We start from the raw sequence: 18,567 nt of genomic DNA, 5'->3' as shown, positions 1-18,567 counted from the left end.
CGATGGACTCACACTACGGCGATGACGAGGAACGCGGCGATCGTCAGCAGTAGCAGGACGACGACGTGTTTCACGCCGTCTCTGACCGATCCCTCGCCGAGCTGCCCGGCGACGAGTCCGGAGCAGACCGCCTGTATCGCGGCGGCGTGGAAGAACAGCTGCTCGTACGCGCTCGCCTCGATGTCGCCGAGGCCGTCCGTGATCCCCGAGGGGCCGCCCGGCGCGCCGGGGAGGTCGCCGGCGCCGGTCCCGACGCCCGAGCCGGGGATCGCCGCCTCTTCGATCGCCGGGATGAACGACACCGACAGCGAGGCGATGATCCCCAGGAAGACGAGGAAGGAGATGTAGATCACGATGAGGTACGTCAACATGACCTGCCGGCGCTCCCGGCGGAGCGACCACGTCGCGCGCGCTTCGTCGGCCGCGATCCGGAGCACGGGACCGATGTCGCCGCTGGCGCGCATCGCGTTCGTGATCAGCGCGACCGCCCGCGAGGTCATCGGCGACCGGACGCGTCGCTCCAGTCGCCGGAGCGCGGTGCCCACGTCGGCGCCCCAGTCGATGTCGCGTCGGGTGCGCTTCAGGTCGTCGGTGAGCGCCTCCAGGTTCGAGTCCGCGACGCGCCGGACGCTCCCGACCACGGAGGTCCCGGCCTCGTTGACGCTGGCGAGCCGGTCGAGGAAGTCGGGGACCGCCGCCTCGATCCGGCGGACCCGGCGCTTGCGCGCCTCGTACACGACGGCGTAGCTCGCGAGCACGAGCGCGGTCGCGGCGACGACCGGCCGCTCGACCTGCGCGACCATCTCCGTCGGCGGTCCGAGGGTGATCGGGAACGCGGTCGCGAGCAGGCCGACGACCGCGAGCGGCACGGAGAGGAGGAACACCGCGTGCGGCGCGTCGAGCACGCTCTCGACGGGCGAGGCGACCCACCGACGGAGGGACCGGATCCCGTCGTACGCCCGGAGGCGCTCGCGGCTCGTCGCCCAGCGGTCACGCTCGCGGACGCGCTCGTCGGCCGGCACGCCCCCGTCGGCCTGTACCGCGTCGCCCGCGGGATCCGCGTCGCCCGCACGCCCCGCCTTCGTCCCCTCTTCGATCGGCTCCGAGAGGTCGACGGTCTCGGTGCCGCCGACCCCCTGCGTGACGCTGTCGACGTAGACCACGAACCCGAACGTCGCCAGCGGCACCCCGAGGTAGACCACGACGCGTAACAGGGGGAGGGTGTCCTCTAAGACGAGCCCGATCACGACGAGGATGGTGATGAAGAAGAGCGGGCCGGCCACTAAGGCGGTGACGTACGCCTCCGCGAACGTGGAGAGGAGCTCGAGGTACTGCCGCTGTTTCGACTCGGCCTCCTCCTGATACAGCTCGTACTGGTCGCTGAGGAACGTCGAAACGGGCTGGCCGGTGCCGAGCACGGACGCGAGGTTCTCCGCGAAGTCCGCGAGGTCGTCGCTCGGGGTGCGTCGGGAGGCGCGCTGGAGCGCGGTGAGCGCGTCGGTACCGAAGGCGTTCATGTCGCGGACGGCCACCGACAGCTCCGTCGCCGCCTCGCCGTACACCGCCTCGTTCTCCGCGAGGGTGTCCATCACGCGCGGGAACGGCATTCCCGACCGGGAGAGCGCGTACATGAACGCGACGGTTCGCGGGAGGGTGGCGTCGATCTCCGCCCCCCGGGCGTGGGCGCGCTGGTCGAGCAGCTCCCACCGCCCGTAGTACATCCCGACCGCGAGCGCGGAGCCCAGCGTCGCCGAGGCCAGCGTCAACACGAGGAATAGTTCGGGAAGCCCCAGCTCCGTGAGCCGGGTCACCCCGGCGACGAACCCGAGCGACGCGGGGAGCGACTCGCGGAAGGCCGCCTCGCTCACGTCGAGCGCGGAGAGGAGCCCGGCCGCCGCGTACACGCCGATGACGCTGCCGGCGACGCCGAGCACGCTCGCGTACAGGAGCGTCTTGGCGGCGTACGTCCGGTGGGTCCCCCCGACGTGGGCGGCGCGCATCAGGTCCCGCTGGCGTCGCCGCCGGGGGCCGTCCTCGCCGACGTACTCGCCGAAGATCGCCAACGCGATCCGGGTGACGACCAGGTCCGCCCCGTCGTCGACCGCGGGCAGGAGCAGCGCCAGACAGCACCCGACCGCGGCGACTAAGGGGAGATACGCGATCATCGGTCGGCCTGTGCCTCGACTCCGCCGTCGTCCCGTGCCCCGACCTCCCCGTCGCTCCGCTCTTCGAGCCGGTCCATCACGCGCTCGGAGTCGGCGTAGTACTCGTTGACGAGGGCGGTGAAGGCGCGGTAGTCGGTGACGCCGAGCCCGCGGAGCAGCTCGAGGAACCGCTCGCGGCGCCGGACCTCGCGGAGTAGCTCCGACCGAGACCAGCCGCGCTCGTCGGCGATCTCCTCCATCAGCGACGAGTCGTTCCGGGTGAACTCGTCGGTCTCGGCGTCCCACTCGAACGCCGAGGAGTAGTCGAGTTCTCCGGTCCGCTGGTCGATCCCGCCGATCTCGCCGATCGTCTTCGCGCGTCGAACGCGCTGGTCGCCGGAGCGGGTGAGCGTCTGGATCGACAGCATGTCCAGCGACTGGACCATCGCGCGCGGCACGTTGATCGGCTCGTTCTCCAGCCGGTTTATCACCGTCTCGATCGAGTCGGCGTGCATCGTCGAGAAGGTGGTGTGGCCCGTGTTCATCGCCTGGAACAGGGTGATCGCCTCCTCGCCGCGGACCTCGCCGACCACGATGTACTCGGGGCGGTGGCGCAGCGCGGACCGCAGCAGGTCGTACATGTCGATGTCGGCGCCCTCGTAGCGTCGCTCGCGAGTGACCGAGGAGAGCCAGTTGTCGTGGTATAAGGAGAGCTCGCGGGTGTCCTCGATGGTGAGCACCTTCGCGCGCGGCGGGACGAACATCGACACCGCGTTCATCGAGGTGGTCTTCCCGGAGGCGGTGCCGCCCGCGAAGATGAGGCTCTTGTTGTGCTCGATACAGAGCCAGAAGTACGCCATCTGCTCGACCGAGAACGTGCCGTACTCGATCAGGTCGATCGGTGTGAACGGGTCCTCGGCGTACTGGCGGATCGTGAACGCGGAGCCGCGGGGGGTCACCTCCTCGCCGAGCGCGAGCTCGGCGCGCGACCCGTCCGGCAGCGTCGTCTCCACCATGGGGTCGCCGACGGAGATGTGGCGCCCGGACTGCTGAGCGAGCCGGATCACGTAGTTGTCGAGCGCCGACTTCCCGAACGAGACGTTGGTCTCGACGTCGGTGTACTCGTCGTGGTACACGAAGATCGGGAGGTCGTATCCGTCACACGAGACGTCCTCGATGTGCCGGTCGTTGAGGAGGGGGTCGACCTTCCCGTAGCCGCGGAAGTCGCGGTAGAGGTAGTAGAAGATCGCGTGGAACGTGTCCATGCCGACGTCGACGCCGTACCCCTCCAACAGTCCCTCCAGCTCCGTCCGGAGGGTCTCCTCGTCGGTCCGCCCGGTCCCCTCGCGGTACAGGAGCGGGTCCCGGATGTCGTCGACCACGCGGTCGAGGAGGTCGCGCTCGAACCGATCTAAGTCGGGCTCGACCGCGTAGTACCGGTGTTCGCTCTCCGCCTCGTCGTAGGTGATCGCGACGTACGCGTACGGGGCGTTCACCCAGTACCGGTCGACTTCGCGCTCGCCGTCGGGGATCGCGAAAGAGGCGAGCGGGCCGTCCTCCTCCGGCCTGAAGGGGCGAACGTCGAGATCGGACCCGCGAACCACCTCCCAGGTTCGCGAGAGCCGCCGCCGGAGGGCCGCGATGCGGTCCTCTGCGTCCTCCTCGCGCGCGTCACTCGCCATCGTCGTTACGGAGCCGTATGCGCCGTGGCGGTTTAAAATCCCCCCGGCGATTATCAGGGGCGACACCGGGGCCGCCGGATCCGCGATTCTCGCGGCTCGACGGGGGATCCGCCCGTTACGTTCATACGGGACGACCGCGAAGTACCGGACAGGAAATGCGGCGTGACTACTTCGAACTGACCGTCGAGGGCGTCGACGACGACCGGCCGGCGACGCCGCTGGTCCGTATCGACTTCCACGGACCGGACGGACTCCTCCGCGACCGGCTCTCGGGGACCGGTGGCGACCTCCTCGACGCCGACGACGTCGACGTGGCGTTCCGGCTCCGCGAGCCGCTCTCGGCCGCGGCCGACCCGGACGGCGTGGTCGGCGTGACGAACCGCTACACCGGGGACTTCGTCCTCGAGCTCAACGAGACGGCGACGGACGTGCTCCCCTTCATCCGCGCCGCGCGCGACTCCGCGGGCGACGAGGACGCCCGCTACCGGGTCGAGATCGACGTCGACGGCGAGCGGCTCGTCGCCTACGACAAGGACACCTTCCTCGTGTACGACCACGAGGGGAACCTCCTGCGCAACGAGAGCCTGATCCCGTCGGGCGTCGAGCTCTGAGGCGCGTCCGCCGCTTCTGTGGCGTTTTGGATCGGCTAGCTTCTGCGGCCGTTTTGGATCAGTTAAATCCCCGGGTGCGTTCCCGACCCTTCAGAGACAGGGACGTAGCATAAACCGCTTGCCAGCCTTTTCCGCTCGTTGGCAGTCAAATCGCTCCGATCTCATGGCTCCACCTAACTACCCCCGACGAGAAGACGAGGAGCCGAGCGCCGAGACCTCGTCGAAAGCGTCCGCGTCGAGTTTTTTCGGCGAATCCGATACGCCTCCCTCCGTCCGTGTCGTCGAGTCGGTCGCGGACGCCCTCGAAACGGCTCCGGAGGAGTTGGGGCCGCTCTACGAAGCGATCGATCCCGACGCGCTCGACCGGCTCTTCGAATCGCCGCACCGCTTCGCGAGCGGGCGCGTGACGTTCGCGTTCGAGGGGCGTACCGTCACCGTCGACGCGGACGGGCGGATCGACGTTTCGCCCGGCGAGGACGACTGAGAGCGACGGGTGGACGCGCCGCGATCGACGGTCACGTCCCGCCGGTCGGTCGGGTCTCGTCGGCGTTCTCGAACAGGAACGTGAGGATCTTGCGCTCGGCCGCGAAGACGTGTTCCGAGAACGTGGCCGACGCGACCCCGAGTTCGTCGGCCACGTCTTGTCCCGTACAGTCGCGCGGCCACTCGTAGTACCCCATCTCGAACGCGGTCCGGAGGACTTCCCGCTGTCTCTCGGTCAGCTCGTCGAGGACCGACTGCTGGAGCGTCGCGGGGGTCAGCATGGCCGTATGGGCCTCTTTGGTCCGTTTCGCCAGCAGCTCGAAGTCCGGGTACTCATCGAGAAACCGTCCCGTGACCGCCGACGGGTCGTACCGCATCGGGATCTCGGCGACGACGCGGCCCCGGCCGTCGACGCCTTCGACGGTCTTCGGGAGGGCGCCGAGCTCGGCGAGCCGATACGCCGGGCAGCTCCCCGAGACGACGAACTCGACTAGGCCGCCGTCCTCGTACTCGCTGAGGAGCGAGGGTTCGACGTCCTCGTACGCGTCCGCGTGGCTCGTAACCCGGGAGGGACACGTGCCCAACACGTTGAAGAACTCCGCGTACTGCGCCTCCGGACGCGGGACGATGTTCGCGAGCTCGACCCGACAGCGCTCCTCCTTCGACACGCCGACGAACGGGTACCCCTCGTTCCGAACGGTGAGCTCGATCTCGACCACTGAACCGGTCCGGTCGTTTCGCTGGTCTTCAACGTTGCTCATCCCCCAAGGTGCGTGATAGGACCTATAAGACTTTGTGAAAATAGTTGACTAAATGATGATATTCGGCGGATCGTCTCCTTCCGAAGAAACAGTGCCGAGTGATAGCGGGAGTGGATATATCGATATGGTGGAGTGGTTGTTTATAAGGGATCGAGTGGCGTTGCTGTCGGTTGTTTATAAGTGGTCGACGGTGTTGCGGCGAAGACCTCTCGGGGATCGACGGTGAACACCTCCAAAGCCCCAGYCGCTGTGGGCGGCGCACGCTCGCTGCGCTCCTCGCTCGCGGTGCTCGCTGCGGTGCTTACGTCGCCTGCGCCGCCCACAGCGACTGCCCCTTTGARTCCCACCCGCACAGCACCGCAACCGCGCCTCACGCCTCCCCAGCCTCGTCGCTGGCGGCGATAGCCGCCAGCGACTCCCTCGCGCGTGCTCCTCGCGGCCTGTCGGCCGCTCGGCGGCACGCGCCACCGTATTTATAAGTGATCGTCGAGGCCGCTCACGGTAGTTTAAATACTCGCTCGCCACCACCAATGTGCTATACTCACTCCCGATATCGCTCGCCGCCGTATTCGATTGGCCGCTGCCGGAATGGTTCACCAACAGCTACGGAGTTCGACAGAGCCAAAAAACGAAACTGGGGGAACGCGAGCGTGCGTGTTCAAACGGCCGGAGCGGCGTCGTGGGAGTGTGATTGACATCCTCTCCGCCCTGAAGGGCAAAGATTCCCACGGTCCCGAACCGCTGGTTTGGGGTGTTTACGGTTTGTAGCTGTCCCGGTGACCGCCACTGGCTGTGCCAATCAGCCGGTACTCCTATCCCGGCATGGGATTCAGAGGTACTTCTTACTGTACCCGAACACTACAACAGAAAGGGTGCTTTCTGTGTGTGGTCGGGAATCCCGATATTGTCCGATTAAGTGGGCGGATAGACCGCCTCGGATGACTATTAATACAACGATCACTCAGTTAAAACACCCGACCAGAAGTTCGTGGTTGCTGGAGAGAATTGTCGGATTCATCCCCGCGCTGAAGCGCGAGGCTTTCTCCTTGACTCTCAGTAACCTACCGAGCGGTCACTCCTCGCGGGTCGCGTACGCTCACGGGACACACCGTCCCGTTCGCTTCGAGGTCTCCCTGCGGTCGACCTCGCTCGCTCCCCGCTCGGCAACGAGGTTCTTTCAGAACCTCGCTTACATCGCACCGCCCATGCCACCCATGCCTCCCATGCCGCCGGCGGGGGCGCCGCCCTCGTCGCCGTCGCCGCCGGTCGAGAGGTCGCCCGCGGAGATGATGTCGTCGATTTTCAAGACGAGGTTCGCGGCCTCGGCGGCGGAGGCGATCGCCTGCTCCTTCGCGTGGGCCGTCTCGACGACGCCGGCCTCGGTCGTGTTCTCGACCTCGCCGGAGAAGACGTTCAGTCCGGCCTCGGTGTCGCCCGCTTCGTGGGCCGCGCGGAGGTCGACGAGCAGGTCGATGGCGTCGAGCCCGGCGTTCTCGGCGAGCACGCGCGGGATCAGTTCGAGCGAGTCGGCGAACGCCTCGACGGCGAGCTGCTCGCGGCCGGAGACGGAGTCGGCGTAGTCGCGCAGCCGGCGGGCGAGCTCGACCTCGACGGCGCCGCCGCCGGGGAGCGTGCGCCCGTCGGAGACGGTCGTCGAGACCACGTCGATGGCGTCCTGAATGCCGCGTTCGAGCTCGTCGACGACGTGCTCGGTGGTGCCGTACAGCAGGAGGGTGACGCCGTGGGCGTCCTCGCCCTCGACGTAGAACAGCTCCTCCTCGGCGTCGCGGCTGACCGTACCGACCGCGAGGTCGTCGGCCGTGAGCGAGTCGAGGTCGCTGACGATCGGCGCGCCGAGCACGTTCTTGAGGAAGGTCAGGTCGGACTTCTTCGTCCGGCGGACCGCGAGGATCCCCTCCTTCGCGAGGTAGTGCTGGGCGAGGTCGTCGATCCCCTTCTGACAGAAGACCACGTCGGCGCCCGACTCGACGATCGTGTCGACCTTCGCGCGGAGCTGCTCTTCCTCCTGATCGAGGAAGCGCTGGAGCTGGTCGGGCGAGTCGACGTTGACGGCGGTGTCCACGTCGGCCTCCTCGACCTCGATCGGGTCGTTGAGCAGGAGGACGTCGGCCGCGTCGAAGTCGGTCGGCATGTCCTCGTGGACCGGGTCCTTGTCGATGACGGCGCCGGAGAGCAGCCGGGACTGGCCGGCCGCGCGACCGGTGCGCGTCTCGATGTTGAGGTTCGCTAGGTCGACGACGTGGGAGCCGTCGTCGGCCTCGACGGTGACGCCCTGGATCGCGCGGACGACGAGGTCGGCGAGCGTGTCCTTGTCGAGCTCCGCGCCCTTACCGGTCATCGACGTCTCGGCGACGCTCTTCAGGGTCTCGGTGTCGTCGGGGTCGACCGCGGTGGCGACCTCGTCGACCTGCTCGCGGGCGTACTCGCTCGCGAGGTTGAAGCCCTTGATGACGGCCGTCGGGTGGATGTCCTGCTCGAGGAGGTCCTCGGCGTTCTTGAGGAGCTCGCCCGCGATCGCGACCGCGCTCGTCGTGCCGTCGCCGGCCTCGTCCTCCTGGGTCTCGGCGACCTCGACGATCATCTCGGCGGTCGGGTTGTCGATGTCCATCGTCTGCAGGATGGTGACGCCGTCGTTCGTGATGGTCACATCGCCCATCGAGTCGACGAGCATCTTGTCCATCCCTTTCGGCCCGAGCGTCGAGCGTACGGACTCGGCGACGCCGCGCGCCGCGGAGATGTTGTACTCCTGTGCGTCCTTATCCTGGACGCGCTGGGCGTCGTCGCCCATGATGATCATCGGCTGACCCTGCTGCATTCGCTGGCTCATACACTGCTTGATTGATTGTGATTCTATATAAATATGTCGTTGGCTGTCGTTCGATCGCAGCCGCCGAACCCCGCGAGCCGATCGAGAAAACCGCCTGACTCCGCGGCTGCCGACCGATATTTATGTGTATGGTTAGCACGGATCTCCGTAGTGATCCGAGCTCCTCATCTGCTGTGTTTATATACGTACTCGGTGGCCGTCGATTCCGGAGGCGGCTATGAAAAGCGCTGCTCTCGGCACTACGGGACGAGCTACCGAACGAGAACGGAGAAGCGGGGTCGGCCGCGAGCGGTCACCGATCGAGCTCGTCGGTGTCGGTGAGGTACTCCGAGTCGACCTCGTCGATCGTCGGTTCCGGTGGTTCGTCGGCGGCGTCGAGCTCGCGTCGGTTGAGGTGACTCTCCAGCTGCCGGCGCTTGTTCCTCCCTTTCCGCTCGCGACCTGATTTCGTGTCTGGCATCGTCACCTGTGTCAACAACACCCACACACATGAGTCTTGTGTCGGTGTGCGGGAACGTCTACGGAGGTCGAACAGCGTTGCTACGGTCGAAATCGTCAATAAGGAACGCCAGGAGAGGGATTTGAACCTCGGTCGTTCCGCTCGCTTCGCTCGCTTCACTCCCTGGTTCAAATCCGTCGGCGCTTCGCTGTCGCAGTACTCGCTCGTCGCTGTCGCAGTACTCGCTCGTTGTGCGACAGCGGAAGACGCCAGGAGAGGGATTTGAACCCCCGATCCCGGATGGGAACACGCTTTCCAGGCGTGCGCCTTACCACTCGGCCATCCTGGCTCGTCCCGAGATAATCCGGTGAGACTGTTAAGTCCTTCTTTTCGCGTGGAGTCGGTGCTCGGTCGCGTACGCGATCCCGCCGGACGCGACGGCGATCGCCCCCGCGAGCGCGAACAGCCCGGCGTACCCGAAGGGGAGGTCGCCGTCGAGGAGCAAGTACCCCTGCGCGAGCACCAGGAACGCGAACCCGCCGACGAGTCCCCACAGGGCGGCGGACCGCGCCCTCGCCCGCGGAGTCGCCGGGACGCCGGGCGGGTCCGCGGTCCCCCCGGCTCCGTCTTCGTCGGTTCCGTCCCCGTCGTTTCCGCTCGCTTCGACGGCGTCGTCGGCCATCTACTCGACGACGGCGACCGCCTCGATCTCCACGCCGACGCCCTTCGGGAGCGCGCCGGCCTGCACCGCCGAGCGGGCGGGGGGCGACTCCTCGAAGTAGCCCGCGTACGTCTCGTTCATCTCGTCGAAGTCGTCGATGTCGGCGAGGAACACCGTCGTCTTGAGCACGTCCGACGGCGCCGCGCCCGCCTCGTCGAGCACGGCCACGAGGTTGTCGAGGGCCTGCTCGGTCTGGACGGCGATCGGCGCGTCGTCGAGGAGCTCGCCGTCCGGCGTCAGCGGGATCTGGCCGGCCGTGAACGCGAGGTCGCCGTTCGTCGTCGCCTGACTGTACGCGCCGACCGCCGCGGGGGCCGCGTCGGTGTGAACTGTCTCCTTCATACGCGTCGGCCTTCGACGGGCGCCCATAAAGTGACCGGGGAACGCGTCCCCTCCGGCGGTCCCGCGCCTGCGACCCGATATTCCCCGCCGCCACCGTTGCGCCTATATCCTCTCCGTGCTAACACGCACCACATAGTGGTAGCAGAAATCGTCCCGGTCGTCGCGATCCTCGGCGCGGTGGCCCTGATAAACCTCGCGTTCGCGTGGCTGTTCACGCGCGGTGACCGCGATCCGGCCGACTTCCTCGGGTCGGCGCGGGACGTGCCGGAGGAGGCGAGGGCCGACGCGGAGGCCTCCGGCGACGACGCGCCGGGCTTCGCGGCGACCGCGGGGGAGTCGGGCCCCGCCGGCGACCCGCCGCCGCTCGACGCCGACGGCGAGACGGTCGTCTGCCGGCACTGCGGCGCGGAGAACCGGACGGGGTACCGGTACTGTCGCTGGTGCGTCCGCTCCGGATTCGTCGAGGACGGGTCCGACGGAACCGCTGGGGCGGCGATGCCGAACCGCTCGCTGTGAGTCCGCCGCGGTCGCGGTGGGTCCGTGTTCCGTCCCGACAGGCTCCCGTTCCGTCGCGGCGGAACCGCGACGCGGTCAGTCCGCGTCGACGCGGCACCCGCCGGAGTAGTCGATCCCCTCGATCGTCTCGATGCCGTCGTCGCCGCAGACCGGGCAGTCAGGGTTCCGCCGGTACGGCACGGACTCGAAGGTCATGTCCATCGCGTCGTAGAAGAGCACGCGTCCCTCCAGCGCCTCGCCCGCGCCGAGCAGGAGCTTGATCGCCTCGGTCGCCTGAATGCACCCGACCGTGCCGGGTAAGACGCCGAGCACCCCCGTCGCCGCGCAGTCGGGGACCGTCCCCGGCTCCGGCGCCTCCGGAAACAGACACCGGTAGCAGGGGCCCTCGGGGACGAGCGTCGTCGCCTGCCCCTCGAACTTGTAGATGGCGCCGTGGACGACGGGGAGCCCCTCGATACGGGCCGCGTCGTTAACGACGTACCGGGTGCGGAAGTTGTCCGCGCAGTCGACGACGAGGTCGTAGCCCGCGAGCAGGTCGCGGACGTTCCCCTCGTCGAGGCGGGTCTCGTGGGTCTCGACGTCGACGTCGGGGTTGAGCCGCTCGACGTACCGGGCCGCCGACTCGACCTTCGGCTCGCCCACGTCGGCGTCGCCGTGGATCACCTGCCGCTGGAGGTTCGAGCGCTCGACGACGTCGTCGTCGACGACGCCGAGGGTGCCGACGCCCGCGGCCGCGAGGTACTGGATGACCGGCGCGCCGAGCCCGCCCGCGCCGACCACCAGGGCGCGCCCGTCGAGGAGCCGTTTCTGCCCCTCCGGGCCGACCTCGTCCATGATCACGTGTCTGGAGTACCGGTCGAGCTGGTCGGCGTCGAGCGAGAGACTCATGGGTGGACGTGCGGCGTGAGTCGGTATAATCGTGTTCCCGGTCGCGGTAATCGAAGGTGGCGGCGTTCCGGCCGCGACTAGAGCCGAATTCCGCCTTCGACGTCCTCGACGTCGCCGGACACCGCCTCGAGGTGAGGAGCGACGAGTTGGCGAACCATGGTCACCAGCGTGTTGTGCTCGCCGTCCCCGATCATGGCCTGTTCCTCGTAGAGGCCGTCGGACTGTTCCTCCGTGAGCGTGCCGAGCATCACAGTCTCGCGGTCCGCCATCAGCAGGCGGCCGATCCTGTCGCCCTCGGCGGGGAGGTTCAGCCAGCCGGTGTCGGGGTTCCACACGACGACTTCGGGCGCGTTCTCCTCCACGTACTCTTTCACCGCGGGGTCACGGGTCCCGAGGTAGACGTCGACGTCTCGCTCGCGCGCGGCGTCCCGAACGCGGGCGAGACATCCGGTCTTGAGCAGTCCCGTGTCCGTGAACATGCAGAACAGCTCCTCCTCCGCGCTCTCGATCACCGACTGGCCGAAGGACACGACCCGTTCGCGCCCCTCGAGTTCGCCGATCCCGTCCGGCTCGGCCTCGCCGGTGAGGCGCTGCCGGAACTCGTGGTGGAGCGCGGAGTGCATCCACGGGACGCGCAGTGCCGGATGGCCGGCGTACGCGACGGTTCTCGCCTCGGGATCGTGTCGGACCAGTCCGGCCTCGGCGAGGTGGGGGAGGTCGACGTGACGGAGACGAGTCAGGACCTCTTCGACGCTCGCCTCGGAGATGTCCGACTCGGCCACGCCGCGCTCCCGCGCCCCGAGTTCCCGCGCCAGCGTCTCGACGTGAATCCGGCCGATCTGGTGGCTCAGCACGTCGAGAATCGTCCGACGCCGGTCGTCGGCGAGCGCGTCGAAGACCGCGTCGAGCGACTCCGGACTCGCCGGAGCGGAGCCCTCGACCGCTTCGAGGATATACGGGTCCCGCAGGGAGGGGGTCTCGACGAGCGTGACGGTGTTGTCGTCGGTGTCGTACTCGACGAGGCCGGCCGCGGTCATCGTCGGGAGGTGTCTGTGGTGGAGGGCGATCGCCGCGTTCTGACAGTCCTCCTCCGTCACCTCCTCGGAGGATTTCTCGTGCGTGCAGGCAGCGAACGCGGGGGCCAGCCCCCCGCGGGGAACCGGATCGGGCGCGGCCTTCAGGAGCCGCTGAAGGACGCGGCGACGCCCGCCGTGCGCCAGCGCGGAGAACGCGGCATCCAGCGAGTCAGTGCCGGTTTCGCCCGACCTATCGTCGGTTAACTCGTTCATATAACACGAGACAAGCCGGAGGGAGATAGGTATCTGCCCTAAGTGTATGGCCTTATCTAAATTATATATATATCTTCGAAAATAACCTGAAGAAACGGGATATTCATTTTTCGGAGACTGATCCGTCTCGTCACCCGCAGCGGCGTCTCCGCTCGGATCCGCTTCGGCGGGGCCGGTGCGGAGGAAACGGACGGCGATTTCGGCGGCTCGCCTCCGAATCCCGTCCGAATTCCGAACGGATATCAGGTGCTTACCCCTCGTAGGGTGTTCCTACTCAGTGCTATCCGTTCCCGATCGGAACGGGATTCCGATCGAGCGGTTCGGCACTCGAGAGCGAACCGAACGTCGCGACCGCTGGTACGGCTCCGGTCACGGAGCGCGTCTCGAGGCGTGACTCCCCGTCCGTCCCCCCGCGCCCGCCGTCGATCCAACAGGGTTCAAGTATCCGACCGGCAAAGCTTGCGCCATGCAGACGCTGCTTCTCAACGCCGACGACGTCGACGAGAACGCCCGCATGGACCGCGTCATCGACGCGGTCCGGGGCGCGTTCACGGCATACGAGCGCGGAAACGCGAAGATGCCGGCGAAGTCGTACATCGACCTCCCGGAGTACGACGGCGACTTCCGGTCGATGCCCGCCTACCTCGACGTGCGCACGGAGGACACGGACGAGGACTCCGGGTGGGACGCCGCCGGGATCAAGTGGGTGAACGTCCACACCGACAACCCGGCCGACCACGGCCTCCCGACCGTGATGGGGACGATGATCTACTCCGACCCCGAGACCGCGTTCCCGCTGGCGATCCTCGACGGCACCACGCTCACGATGAAGCGAACGGGCGCGGCGGCCGCGGTCGCGACCGACGAGCTGGCGGTCCCGGACGCGACCTCGCTGGGGATCGTCGGCGCCGGCGTCCAGTCGTACACACAGCTGGAGGCGATCGCCGCGGTGCGCGACATCGAGGAGGTCGTCGTGAGCGACCTCGACGAGGAGCGCGTCGCGGGCTTCATCGACGCCTTCGACGACCGGTTCGACGTGCGGGCGGGCTCGATCGCGGAGGCCGGCCACTGCGACGTGCTCTCGACGGTCACCCCCGTCAAGGACCCCATCGTCGGCCCCGACGACGTGGGCGAGCACACCCACGTCAACGCCATGGGCGCCGACGCGGCGGGCAAACACGAGCTCGCCGACGACCTCCTGTTGGACGCGACGATCGTCATCGACGACCGCGAGCAGTGCACCCACTCCGGCGAGATCAACGTCCCCTACGCCGCGGGCGTCCTGACCGACGCGGACATCTACGGCGAGATCGGCGAGATCGTCGTCGGCAACCGACCGGGACGCGCGGGGACCGCCGGCACCGCGACGGGCGAGGGCGTCGACGGCGTCACCGTCTTCGACTCCACCGGCCTCGCGATCCAGGACGTGGCCGCCGCCCGCGTCGTCTACGAGCAGGCCGACGACAACGACAACGGCTACCCGTTCGACCTCCTCGGGCTCGACCGCTGAACCTGACGCGCGGACTTTTCACGACCGCTCCCCTACTCGACCCGTGCAACTCGTCAGCGTCGCGGCGATCGCGGAGAACCGGGCGATCGGCAAGGACGGCGAGGTCCCGTGGCCCCACATCGAGGCCGACGTCAGACAGTACCGCGAGCGCGTCGCGGGTTCCCCCGTAATCTTAGGCCGCCGTACCTTCGACTCGATGCGCGACGACCTCCCCGGCGCCCGCCAGATCGTCGTGAGCCGGAGCGTCGACGCGGTGGACGTGCCGACCGCGGTCGTCGCGGACGGCGTCGACTCGGCGATCGAACGCGCAGAGGAGATCGCCGGAGAGAACGATACCGCCGACACGATCGACGGCGACGTCCCCGTCTACGTCCTCGGCGGGGGGGCGATCTACGAGCTGTTCCAGCCGCGCCTCGACCGGATGGTGCTCAGCCACGTGAAGGGGAGCTACGACGGAGACACGTTCTACCCGGCGTGGGACGAAGCGGAGTGGACCGTCGCCGAGGAGACCGCGTTCGACCGGTTCACGCTCCGGGAGTGGATCCGGCGCGGCGACGGGGCCTGACCGCGGTCAGGTTTCTCCGTCGGTGTCGCCGTCGGCCCCGCCGCCGTCGTCGGCCTCACCGCTCCGGCGCAGCCGTCGCCTCGCTACCAGTCCGACGATCAGCACCGTCGCGGCGGTGACGAGCCCGGAGACGAGCGCGCCGCGCGGGGTCGTCGTCCCCGTCGCCACCGTGGTCGCCGTGGCGCCGCCGCCCGCGAGCGCGGCGCCGCCGGCGATCCCGCCGAGCCCGATACAACAGAGGCTGAGCAGCCCGACGAGCGACAGCGACTCGAGGATTCCGTCGCCGCTCACGGCGCCTCACTCCTCTTTGCCGCCGTCGTCGGGGCTTCCCGCGCCGCCGCCGACCCGCGTCGCGAACCCGAACCGCGGCTTGGCGTCGTCGACCTCGACGGTCACGGTCTCGCCCACGTCGGCGTCGGAGACGAACAGCGAGTACCCCTCGACGTACGCGATCCCGTCGCCCTCGTCGCCGCGCTCCTCGACCGCCACCTCGATCCGGTCGCCGGCCTCGACGGGGGCGGTGTTGAGTCCCCTGGCGACGAGGTACACCTCCGAGGAGGAGTCGCGCGAGGCCGGCGGCGAGACGGTCCGGAGGTACTGGAACTCCTCGCGGACGTCCTCGCGGAACGCGTCTAAGTCCTCGCCCTGGAACACCTTCACGACGAAGTCGCCGCCGGGCGCGAGCAGCTCCTCGGCCACGTCGAACGCCTGCCGCGCGAGGTGGACCGACCGGGCGTGATCGAGGGCGTACTCGCCGGTCATGTTCGGCGCCATGTCCGAGATAACCGCGTCCGCGCCGCGCTCGCCGACCGCCTCCCGCAGGTAGTGGCGGGTGCGCTCCTCGGTCATGTCGCCGCGGATCGTCTCCACGTCGTGCTCCTCGAGATCGTCGATGCGCTGGAGGTCGACGCCGACGACGGTCCCCGACTCCCCGACCTCCTCGGCGGCGACCTGCAGCCAGCCGCCGGGCGCGGCGCCGAGGTCGACGACGGTGTCGCCGCGATCGAACAGGTCCGACTCCTCGTCGATCTGCTTCAGCTTGTAGGCCGACCGGGCGCGGTACCCCTGCTGTTTCGACTTGTTGTAGTACTCGTCCTTTCCACTCATTGCCCCGTCGTAGACCGTCCGGCCGTTTATCGGCGTCGTTCGCCGGTTCCCTCGGCGTCGTCCCTCGTCGATCCGACGGGACGGTGGCCGCACAGCCGATCGGTCTCGCGGGGATCGTCTCCCTCGCCGACCTCGAATCCGAGATCCGTATAAAAGGCCGTCAGTTTCGGGTCGAACGCGGCGGTGACGAGATCGAGTGCGGGATCGCGCTCGGCGCGTCGCACGATCTCGGCGACGAGCGCGGAGCCGATCCCTCGCCCGCGACGCGCCCGCCGGACCGCGACGGCGTCGACGTGGAGCCGATCCGGCTCGGGACGCGTCGCGATAAGCGCGCCGACGACCGCGTCCGTCCTTTTAAACCGGGCGACGAGGGCCTCCCCCGTGCCGGGCGCGCTGTCGGCGTCGATCGCGACGTCGACGCTCTCGGCGTCGGTCTCCAGCATGGCGGCGTCGAGCACGCGGAGAATATCGAGGCGGTCGTCGGGGTTCGCGGACTCGACCGAGAACTCCTCGGGCGGCCCGTCGGGGAGACCCGCTCCGGTCACGCGCCGTCGCCCGTCGACCCGCCCTTTATCAGTCGGAGCAGCCGGACCTCGTCGGCGTCGACGACGCGGTCGCCCGGGACCGGAGAGCCGTCGACCAGCGCCGACGCCTCCTGCGGGTGGTAGCCGGCCTCGCGGACGAGGTCGGCGTAGGTGGCGTCGTCGGGGATGTCGAGTTCGTGAGTCCCCTCGCCGACGACCTCGACGGTGACGTTCATCGGTTCGCGGTCACGAAGGCTACCCGTCCAGCTCCTCGCGGAGCAGCCCGTTGACCTCGCCGGGGTCGGCGCTCCCGCCCGTCGCCTGCATCACCTGTCCGACGAGGAAGTTGATCGCGCCCTCGTCGCCGTCGTGGTAGTCGCTCACGGCGTCGGGGTTGTCGTCGATGGCGGCCGCGACCGCGGCCTCGACCTCGCCGGAGTCGGCGACGCCGAGCCCCTCGCGCTCGATCACGGTGTCGGGGTCCTCGCCCTCGTCGAGCATCTCGCGGAGCACGACCTCCTCGGCGTTTTTCACCGTTAGCTCCTCGTCGGCGACGAGTTCGACGAGGCGCGTGAACTCGTCGAGGCGGTCCTCCACGTCCGTAATCTGCATCTCGCGGTAGTTGAGCTCGCCGAGGAGGTTGTCGGCGACCCACGTCGCGGCGAGGTCGGGGTCGAACGACTCGGCCACGTCCTCGAAGAAGTCGGCGACCGCCTTCGTGGAGGTGAGCTTCGAGGCGGACTCGCGGTCGAGACCGTACTCCTCGCGGAAGCGCTCGCGGCGGGCGTCGGGCAGCTCCGGGATCGGAATCGACTCCTTCCAGTCCGAGACTTCGAGGGCGGGGAGGTCGGCCTCCCGGAAGTAGCGGTAGTCCTTCTCGGCCTCCTTCGAGCGCATCGAGACGGTGACGCCGCGCGCCTCGTCCCAGTGGCGGGTCTCCTGTTCGATCTCCCGGCCGCGACGGAGCACGTTCTCCTGTCGGGTGACCTCGTACGCGAGCGCCTGCTCGGCGCCCTTGTGACTGGAGATGTTCTTCACCTCGGCGCGGTTCACGTCCGCGAGGGCGTCGTCGGTGATCGCCCCGTCGCCGTCGACGTCGCTTTCGGGGACCAAGGAGACGTTGGCGTCGACGCGCAGGCTCCCGTCGCGGGTCGGATCGAAGACGCCGAGGTACTCGAGGACCTCCTCGAGCTTCGCGAGGAAGGCCCGCGTCTCCGCCGGCGACCGGAAGTCCGGCTCGGTGACAATCTCCATCAGGGGCGTCCCGGCGCGGTTGTAGTTCACGAGGGTGTGCGTCGCCGACTCGATGGAGCCGCCCGCGTGCTGGAGGCTGCCGGGGTCCTCCTCGAGGTGCGCGCGGGTGATCCCGATGGTCCGGGTCTCGTCGTCGACGCGCACCTCCAGCTCCCCGGACTGGCAGATCGGGGCGTCGTACTGCGTGAGCTGGAAGTTCTTCGGCAGGTCGGGGTAGTAGTAGTTCTTCCGGTGGAACGTGGTCGTCTCGGGGATGTCGGCGTCGATCGCCTTGCCGATCTTCACGGCGGCCTCGACGGCGCCCTCGTTGAGGACCGGTAGCGCGCCCGGGAGCCCGAGGCAGGTCGGGCACGTGCGCGTGTTCGGCTCCTCCTCCTCGGCGGGCTCCGTCGAACAGCCGCAGAAGATCTTCGTGTCGGTCTCGAGCTGGACGTGGACCTCCAGCCCGATCACGACCGTCCGCTCCTCCGTCGCGGCCTGAGTGCTCATTACCGGTTCGTTGCGGGCGGGTCACCTAAATCGTGTCGGGACCGATATGTGGTGTACTCGTGTCGATTCGGTGCGGTTTCGGGGGTTCGTTTTCGTGGTTCTCGACGATACGTCGTTGACCGCGGATCGACGGTGAACACCGCCAAAGCCCCAGCCGCTCGGTAGTACGTGATCGATGACTTCGCGGTGAACACCGCCAAAGCCCCAGCCGCTCGGTAGTACGTGATCGATGACTTCGCGGTGAACACCGCCAAAGCCCCAGCCGCGAGGACTCGATGCGCTCGCTGCGGTCCTCGGTCGCTCGCTGCGCTCGCTCCCTGTGGTCCTTACGTCGCGCGTCTTCGTCCTCGCGACTGCCCCTTTGAGTCCCGCCCCGCACTGCAACCGCACCTCA

Annotated in this window: 19 protein-coding genes and 1 tRNA gene; 5 read left to right on the top strand and 15 right to left on the bottom strand. The window is 68.3% G+C overall.

Going from position 1 to position 18,567, the window contains the following annotated elements; translation table 11 throughout:
* Positions 1-8: 8 nt before the first annotated feature.
* On the bottom strand, positions 9-2,165 hold the full coding sequence (locus tag EDM04_RS14325; protein ID WP_123623287.1) for a type II secretion system F family protein: 2,157 nt from the start codon (positions 2,163-2,165) through the stop codon (positions 9-11).
* Entirely contained in the window at positions 2,162-3,826 is a 1,665-nt protein-coding gene (locus EDM04_RS14320) for a type II/IV secretion system ATPase subunit (protein ID WP_123623285.1), read from the bottom strand. Before EDM04_RS14320 ends, EDM04_RS14325 begins: the two co-directional genes overlap by 4 nt.
* 155 nt (positions 3,827-3,981) lie before the next feature.
* Here EDM04_RS14320 and EDM04_RS14315 point away from each other — a divergent pair, with 155 nt between their 5' ends.
* Positions 3,982-4,437 carry a DUF5793 family protein gene (locus EDM04_RS14315; protein ID WP_123623283.1) on the top strand — a complete coding sequence of 152 codons (456 nt, stop codon included), beginning with the start codon at positions 3,982-3,984 and terminating at the stop codon, positions 4,435-4,437.
* Between the two features lie 163 nt (positions 4,438-4,600).
* The gene (locus EDM04_RS14310) at positions 4,601-4,921 is read left to right on the top strand and encodes a HalOD1 output domain-containing protein (protein ID WP_164471144.1); all 321 of its coding nucleotides are present in this window, start codon (positions 4,601-4,603) and stop codon (positions 4,919-4,921) included.
* Between the two features lie 31 nt (positions 4,922-4,952).
* Here the strand turns inward: EDM04_RS14310 and EDM04_RS14305 are convergent, their stop codons facing one another.
* The 6 genes from EDM04_RS14305 to EDM04_RS14285 all read right to left on the bottom strand — a co-directional run bounded on the left by EDM04_RS14305 (position 4,953) and on the right by EDM04_RS14285 (position 10,031).
* On the bottom strand, positions 4,953-5,681 hold the full coding sequence (locus EDM04_RS14305) for a bacterio-opsin activator domain-containing protein (RefSeq protein ID WP_123623281.1): 729 nt from the start codon (positions 5,679-5,681) through the stop codon (positions 4,953-4,955).
* Between the two features lie 1,189 nt (positions 5,682-6,870).
* A complete protein-coding gene (gene thsB / locus EDM04_RS14300; protein ID WP_123623360.1) occupies positions 6,871-8,517 on the bottom strand; it encodes a thermosome subunit beta in 1,647 nt (548 codons plus the stop codon).
* 304 nt (positions 8,518-8,821) lie between these two features.
* The gene (locus tag EDM04_RS18625; protein ID WP_164471143.1) at positions 8,822-8,989 is read right to left on the bottom strand and encodes a hypothetical protein; all 168 of its coding nucleotides are present in this window, start codon (positions 8,987-8,989) and stop codon (positions 8,822-8,824) included.
* Between the two features lie 246 nt (positions 8,990-9,235).
* Positions 9,236-9,317, bottom strand: a tRNA-Ser gene (locus EDM04_RS14295).
* 27 nt (positions 9,318-9,344) lie between these two features.
* Positions 9,345-9,650 carry a hypothetical protein gene (locus EDM04_RS14290; RefSeq protein WP_123623279.1) on the bottom strand — a complete coding sequence of 102 codons (306 nt, stop codon included), beginning with the start codon at positions 9,648-9,650 and terminating at the stop codon, positions 9,345-9,347.
* Positions 9,651-10,031 carry a Rid family detoxifying hydrolase gene (locus EDM04_RS14285; RefSeq protein WP_123623277.1) on the bottom strand — a complete coding sequence of 127 codons (381 nt, stop codon included), beginning with the start codon at positions 10,029-10,031 and terminating at the stop codon, positions 9,651-9,653. It abuts the gene before it with no gap.
* Positions 10,032-10,163: 132 nt separating this feature from the next.
* Between EDM04_RS14285 and EDM04_RS14280 the strand changes: the two genes are divergently transcribed.
* Positions 10,164-10,547 (top strand): zinc ribbon domain-containing protein, encoded by a 384-nt coding sequence (locus EDM04_RS14280; RefSeq protein ID WP_123623358.1) that lies wholly within the window; start codon positions 10,164-10,166, stop codon positions 10,545-10,547.
* 75 nt (positions 10,548-10,622) lie between these two features.
* Here the strand turns inward: EDM04_RS14280 and EDM04_RS14275 are convergent, their stop codons facing one another.
* Together EDM04_RS14275 and EDM04_RS14270 are read right to left on the bottom strand one after the other, a co-directional pair.
* Positions 10,623-11,435, bottom strand: a complete 813-nt coding sequence (locus EDM04_RS14275) for a molybdopterin-synthase adenylyltransferase MoeB (RefSeq protein ID WP_123623275.1) — start codon at positions 11,433-11,435, stop codon at positions 10,623-10,625.
* A 77-nt stretch (positions 11,436-11,512) separates the two neighbouring features.
* On the bottom strand, positions 11,513-12,724 hold the full coding sequence (locus EDM04_RS14270) for a hypothetical protein (protein ID WP_123623273.1): 1,212 nt from the start codon (positions 12,722-12,724) through the stop codon (positions 11,513-11,515).
* Between the two features lie 466 nt (positions 12,725-13,190).
* Between EDM04_RS14270 and EDM04_RS14265 the strand changes: the two genes are divergently transcribed.
* On the top strand, positions 13,191-14,234 hold the full coding sequence (locus tag EDM04_RS14265; RefSeq protein ID WP_123623271.1) for an ornithine cyclodeaminase family protein: 1,044 nt from the start codon (positions 13,191-13,193) through the stop codon (positions 14,232-14,234).
* Between the two features lie 43 nt (positions 14,235-14,277).
* Positions 14,278-14,799 (top strand): dihydrofolate reductase, encoded by a 522-nt coding sequence (locus tag EDM04_RS14260; protein WP_123623269.1) that lies wholly within the window; start codon positions 14,278-14,280, stop codon positions 14,797-14,799.
* Between the two features lie 6 nt (positions 14,800-14,805).
* On the opposite strand, the gene EDM04_RS14255 is transcribed toward EDM04_RS14260, so the two are convergent.
* The 5 genes from EDM04_RS14255 to gatB are packed head-to-tail and all read right to left on the bottom strand — an operon-like array spanning position 14,806 to position 18,173.
* Positions 14,806-15,090 carry a hypothetical protein gene (locus EDM04_RS14255; RefSeq protein ID WP_123623267.1) on the bottom strand — a complete coding sequence of 95 codons (285 nt, stop codon included), beginning with the start codon at positions 15,088-15,090 and terminating at the stop codon, positions 14,806-14,808.
* Positions 15,091-15,096: 6 nt separating this feature from the next.
* Positions 15,097-15,906 carry an SAM-dependent methyltransferase gene (locus EDM04_RS14250; protein ID WP_123623265.1) on the bottom strand — a complete coding sequence of 270 codons (810 nt, stop codon included), beginning with the start codon at positions 15,904-15,906 and terminating at the stop codon, positions 15,097-15,099.
* A gap of 26 nt (positions 15,907-15,932) precedes the next feature.
* Positions 15,933-16,451, bottom strand: coding sequence for a GNAT family N-acetyltransferase (locus EDM04_RS14245; RefSeq protein WP_241154929.1), 519 nt, complete (start codon positions 16,449-16,451; stop codon positions 15,933-15,935).
* Positions 16,448-16,666, bottom strand: coding sequence for a ubiquitin-like small modifier protein 2 (locus EDM04_RS14240; protein WP_123623263.1), 219 nt, complete (start codon positions 16,664-16,666; stop codon positions 16,448-16,450). The genes EDM04_RS14245 and EDM04_RS14240 overlap by 4 nt, the downstream gene beginning before the upstream one ends.
* Before the next feature lie 19 nt (positions 16,667-16,685).
* Positions 16,686-18,173 (bottom strand): Asp-tRNA(Asn)/Glu-tRNA(Gln) amidotransferase subunit GatB, encoded by a 1,488-nt coding sequence (gene gatB / locus EDM04_RS14235; RefSeq protein WP_123623261.1) that lies wholly within the window; start codon positions 18,171-18,173, stop codon positions 16,686-16,688.
* Between the last annotated feature and the right edge of the window lie 394 nt (positions 18,174-18,567).

The organism is Halorubrum sp. CSM-61 (assembly GCF_003781945.1).
Classification (GTDB): domain Archaea; phylum Halobacteriota; class Halobacteria; order Halobacteriales; family Haloferacaceae; genus Halorubrum.
This window is presented reverse-complemented; position numbering and strand designations above follow the sequence as displayed.

Excerpts from the sequence above, each read along its gene's own strand:
- EDM04_RS14320 (WP_123623285.1), bottom strand. The coding sequence starts at position 3,826 with ATGGCGAGTGACGCGCGCGAGGAGGACGCAGAGGACCGCATCGCGGCC.
- EDM04_RS14315 (WP_123623283.1), top strand. The coding sequence starts at position 3,982 with ATGCGGCGTGACTACTTCGAACTGACCGTCGAGGGCGTCGACGACGAC.
- EDM04_RS14290 (WP_123623279.1), bottom strand. The coding sequence starts at position 9,650 with ATGGCCGACGACGCCGTCGAAGCGAGCGGAAACGACGGGGACGGAACC.
- EDM04_RS14270 (WP_123623273.1), bottom strand. The coding sequence starts at position 12,724 with ATGAACGAGTTAACCGACGATAGGTCGGGCGAAACCGGCACTGACTCG.
- EDM04_RS14325 (WP_123623287.1), bottom strand. The coding sequence starts at position 2,165 with ATGATCGCGTATCTCCCCTTAGTCGCCGCGGTCGGGTGCTGTCTGGCG.
- EDM04_RS18625 (WP_164471143.1), bottom strand. The coding sequence starts at position 8,989 with ATGCCAGACACGAAATCAGGTCGCGAGCGGAAAGGGAGGAACAAGCGC.
- EDM04_RS14275 (WP_123623275.1), bottom strand. The coding sequence starts at position 11,435 with ATGAGTCTCTCGCTCGACGCCGACCAGCTCGACCGGTACTCCAGACAC.
- EDM04_RS14305 (WP_123623281.1), bottom strand. The coding sequence starts at position 5,681 with ATGAGCAACGTTGAAGACCAGCGAAACGACCGGACCGGTTCAGTGGTC.
- EDM04_RS14250 (WP_123623265.1), bottom strand. The coding sequence starts at position 15,906 with ATGAGTGGAAAGGACGAGTACTACAACAAGTCGAAACAGCAGGGGTAC.
- thsB (WP_123623360.1), bottom strand. The coding sequence starts at position 8,517 with ATGCAGCAGGGTCAGCCGATGATCATCATGGGCGACGACGCCCAGCGC.
- EDM04_RS14240 (WP_123623263.1), bottom strand. The coding sequence starts at position 16,666 with ATGAACGTCACCGTCGAGGTCGTCGGCGAGGGGACTCACGAACTCGAC.
- gatB (WP_123623261.1), bottom strand. The coding sequence starts at position 18,173 with ATGAGCACTCAGGCCGCGACGGAGGAGCGGACGGTCGTGATCGGGCTG.
- EDM04_RS14310 (WP_164471144.1), top strand. The coding sequence starts at position 4,601 with ATGGCTCCACCTAACTACCCCCGACGAGAAGACGAGGAGCCGAGCGCC.
- EDM04_RS14285 (WP_123623277.1), bottom strand. The coding sequence starts at position 10,031 with ATGAAGGAGACAGTTCACACCGACGCGGCCCCCGCGGCGGTCGGCGCG.
- EDM04_RS14265 (WP_123623271.1), top strand. The coding sequence starts at position 13,191 with ATGCAGACGCTGCTTCTCAACGCCGACGACGTCGACGAGAACGCCCGC.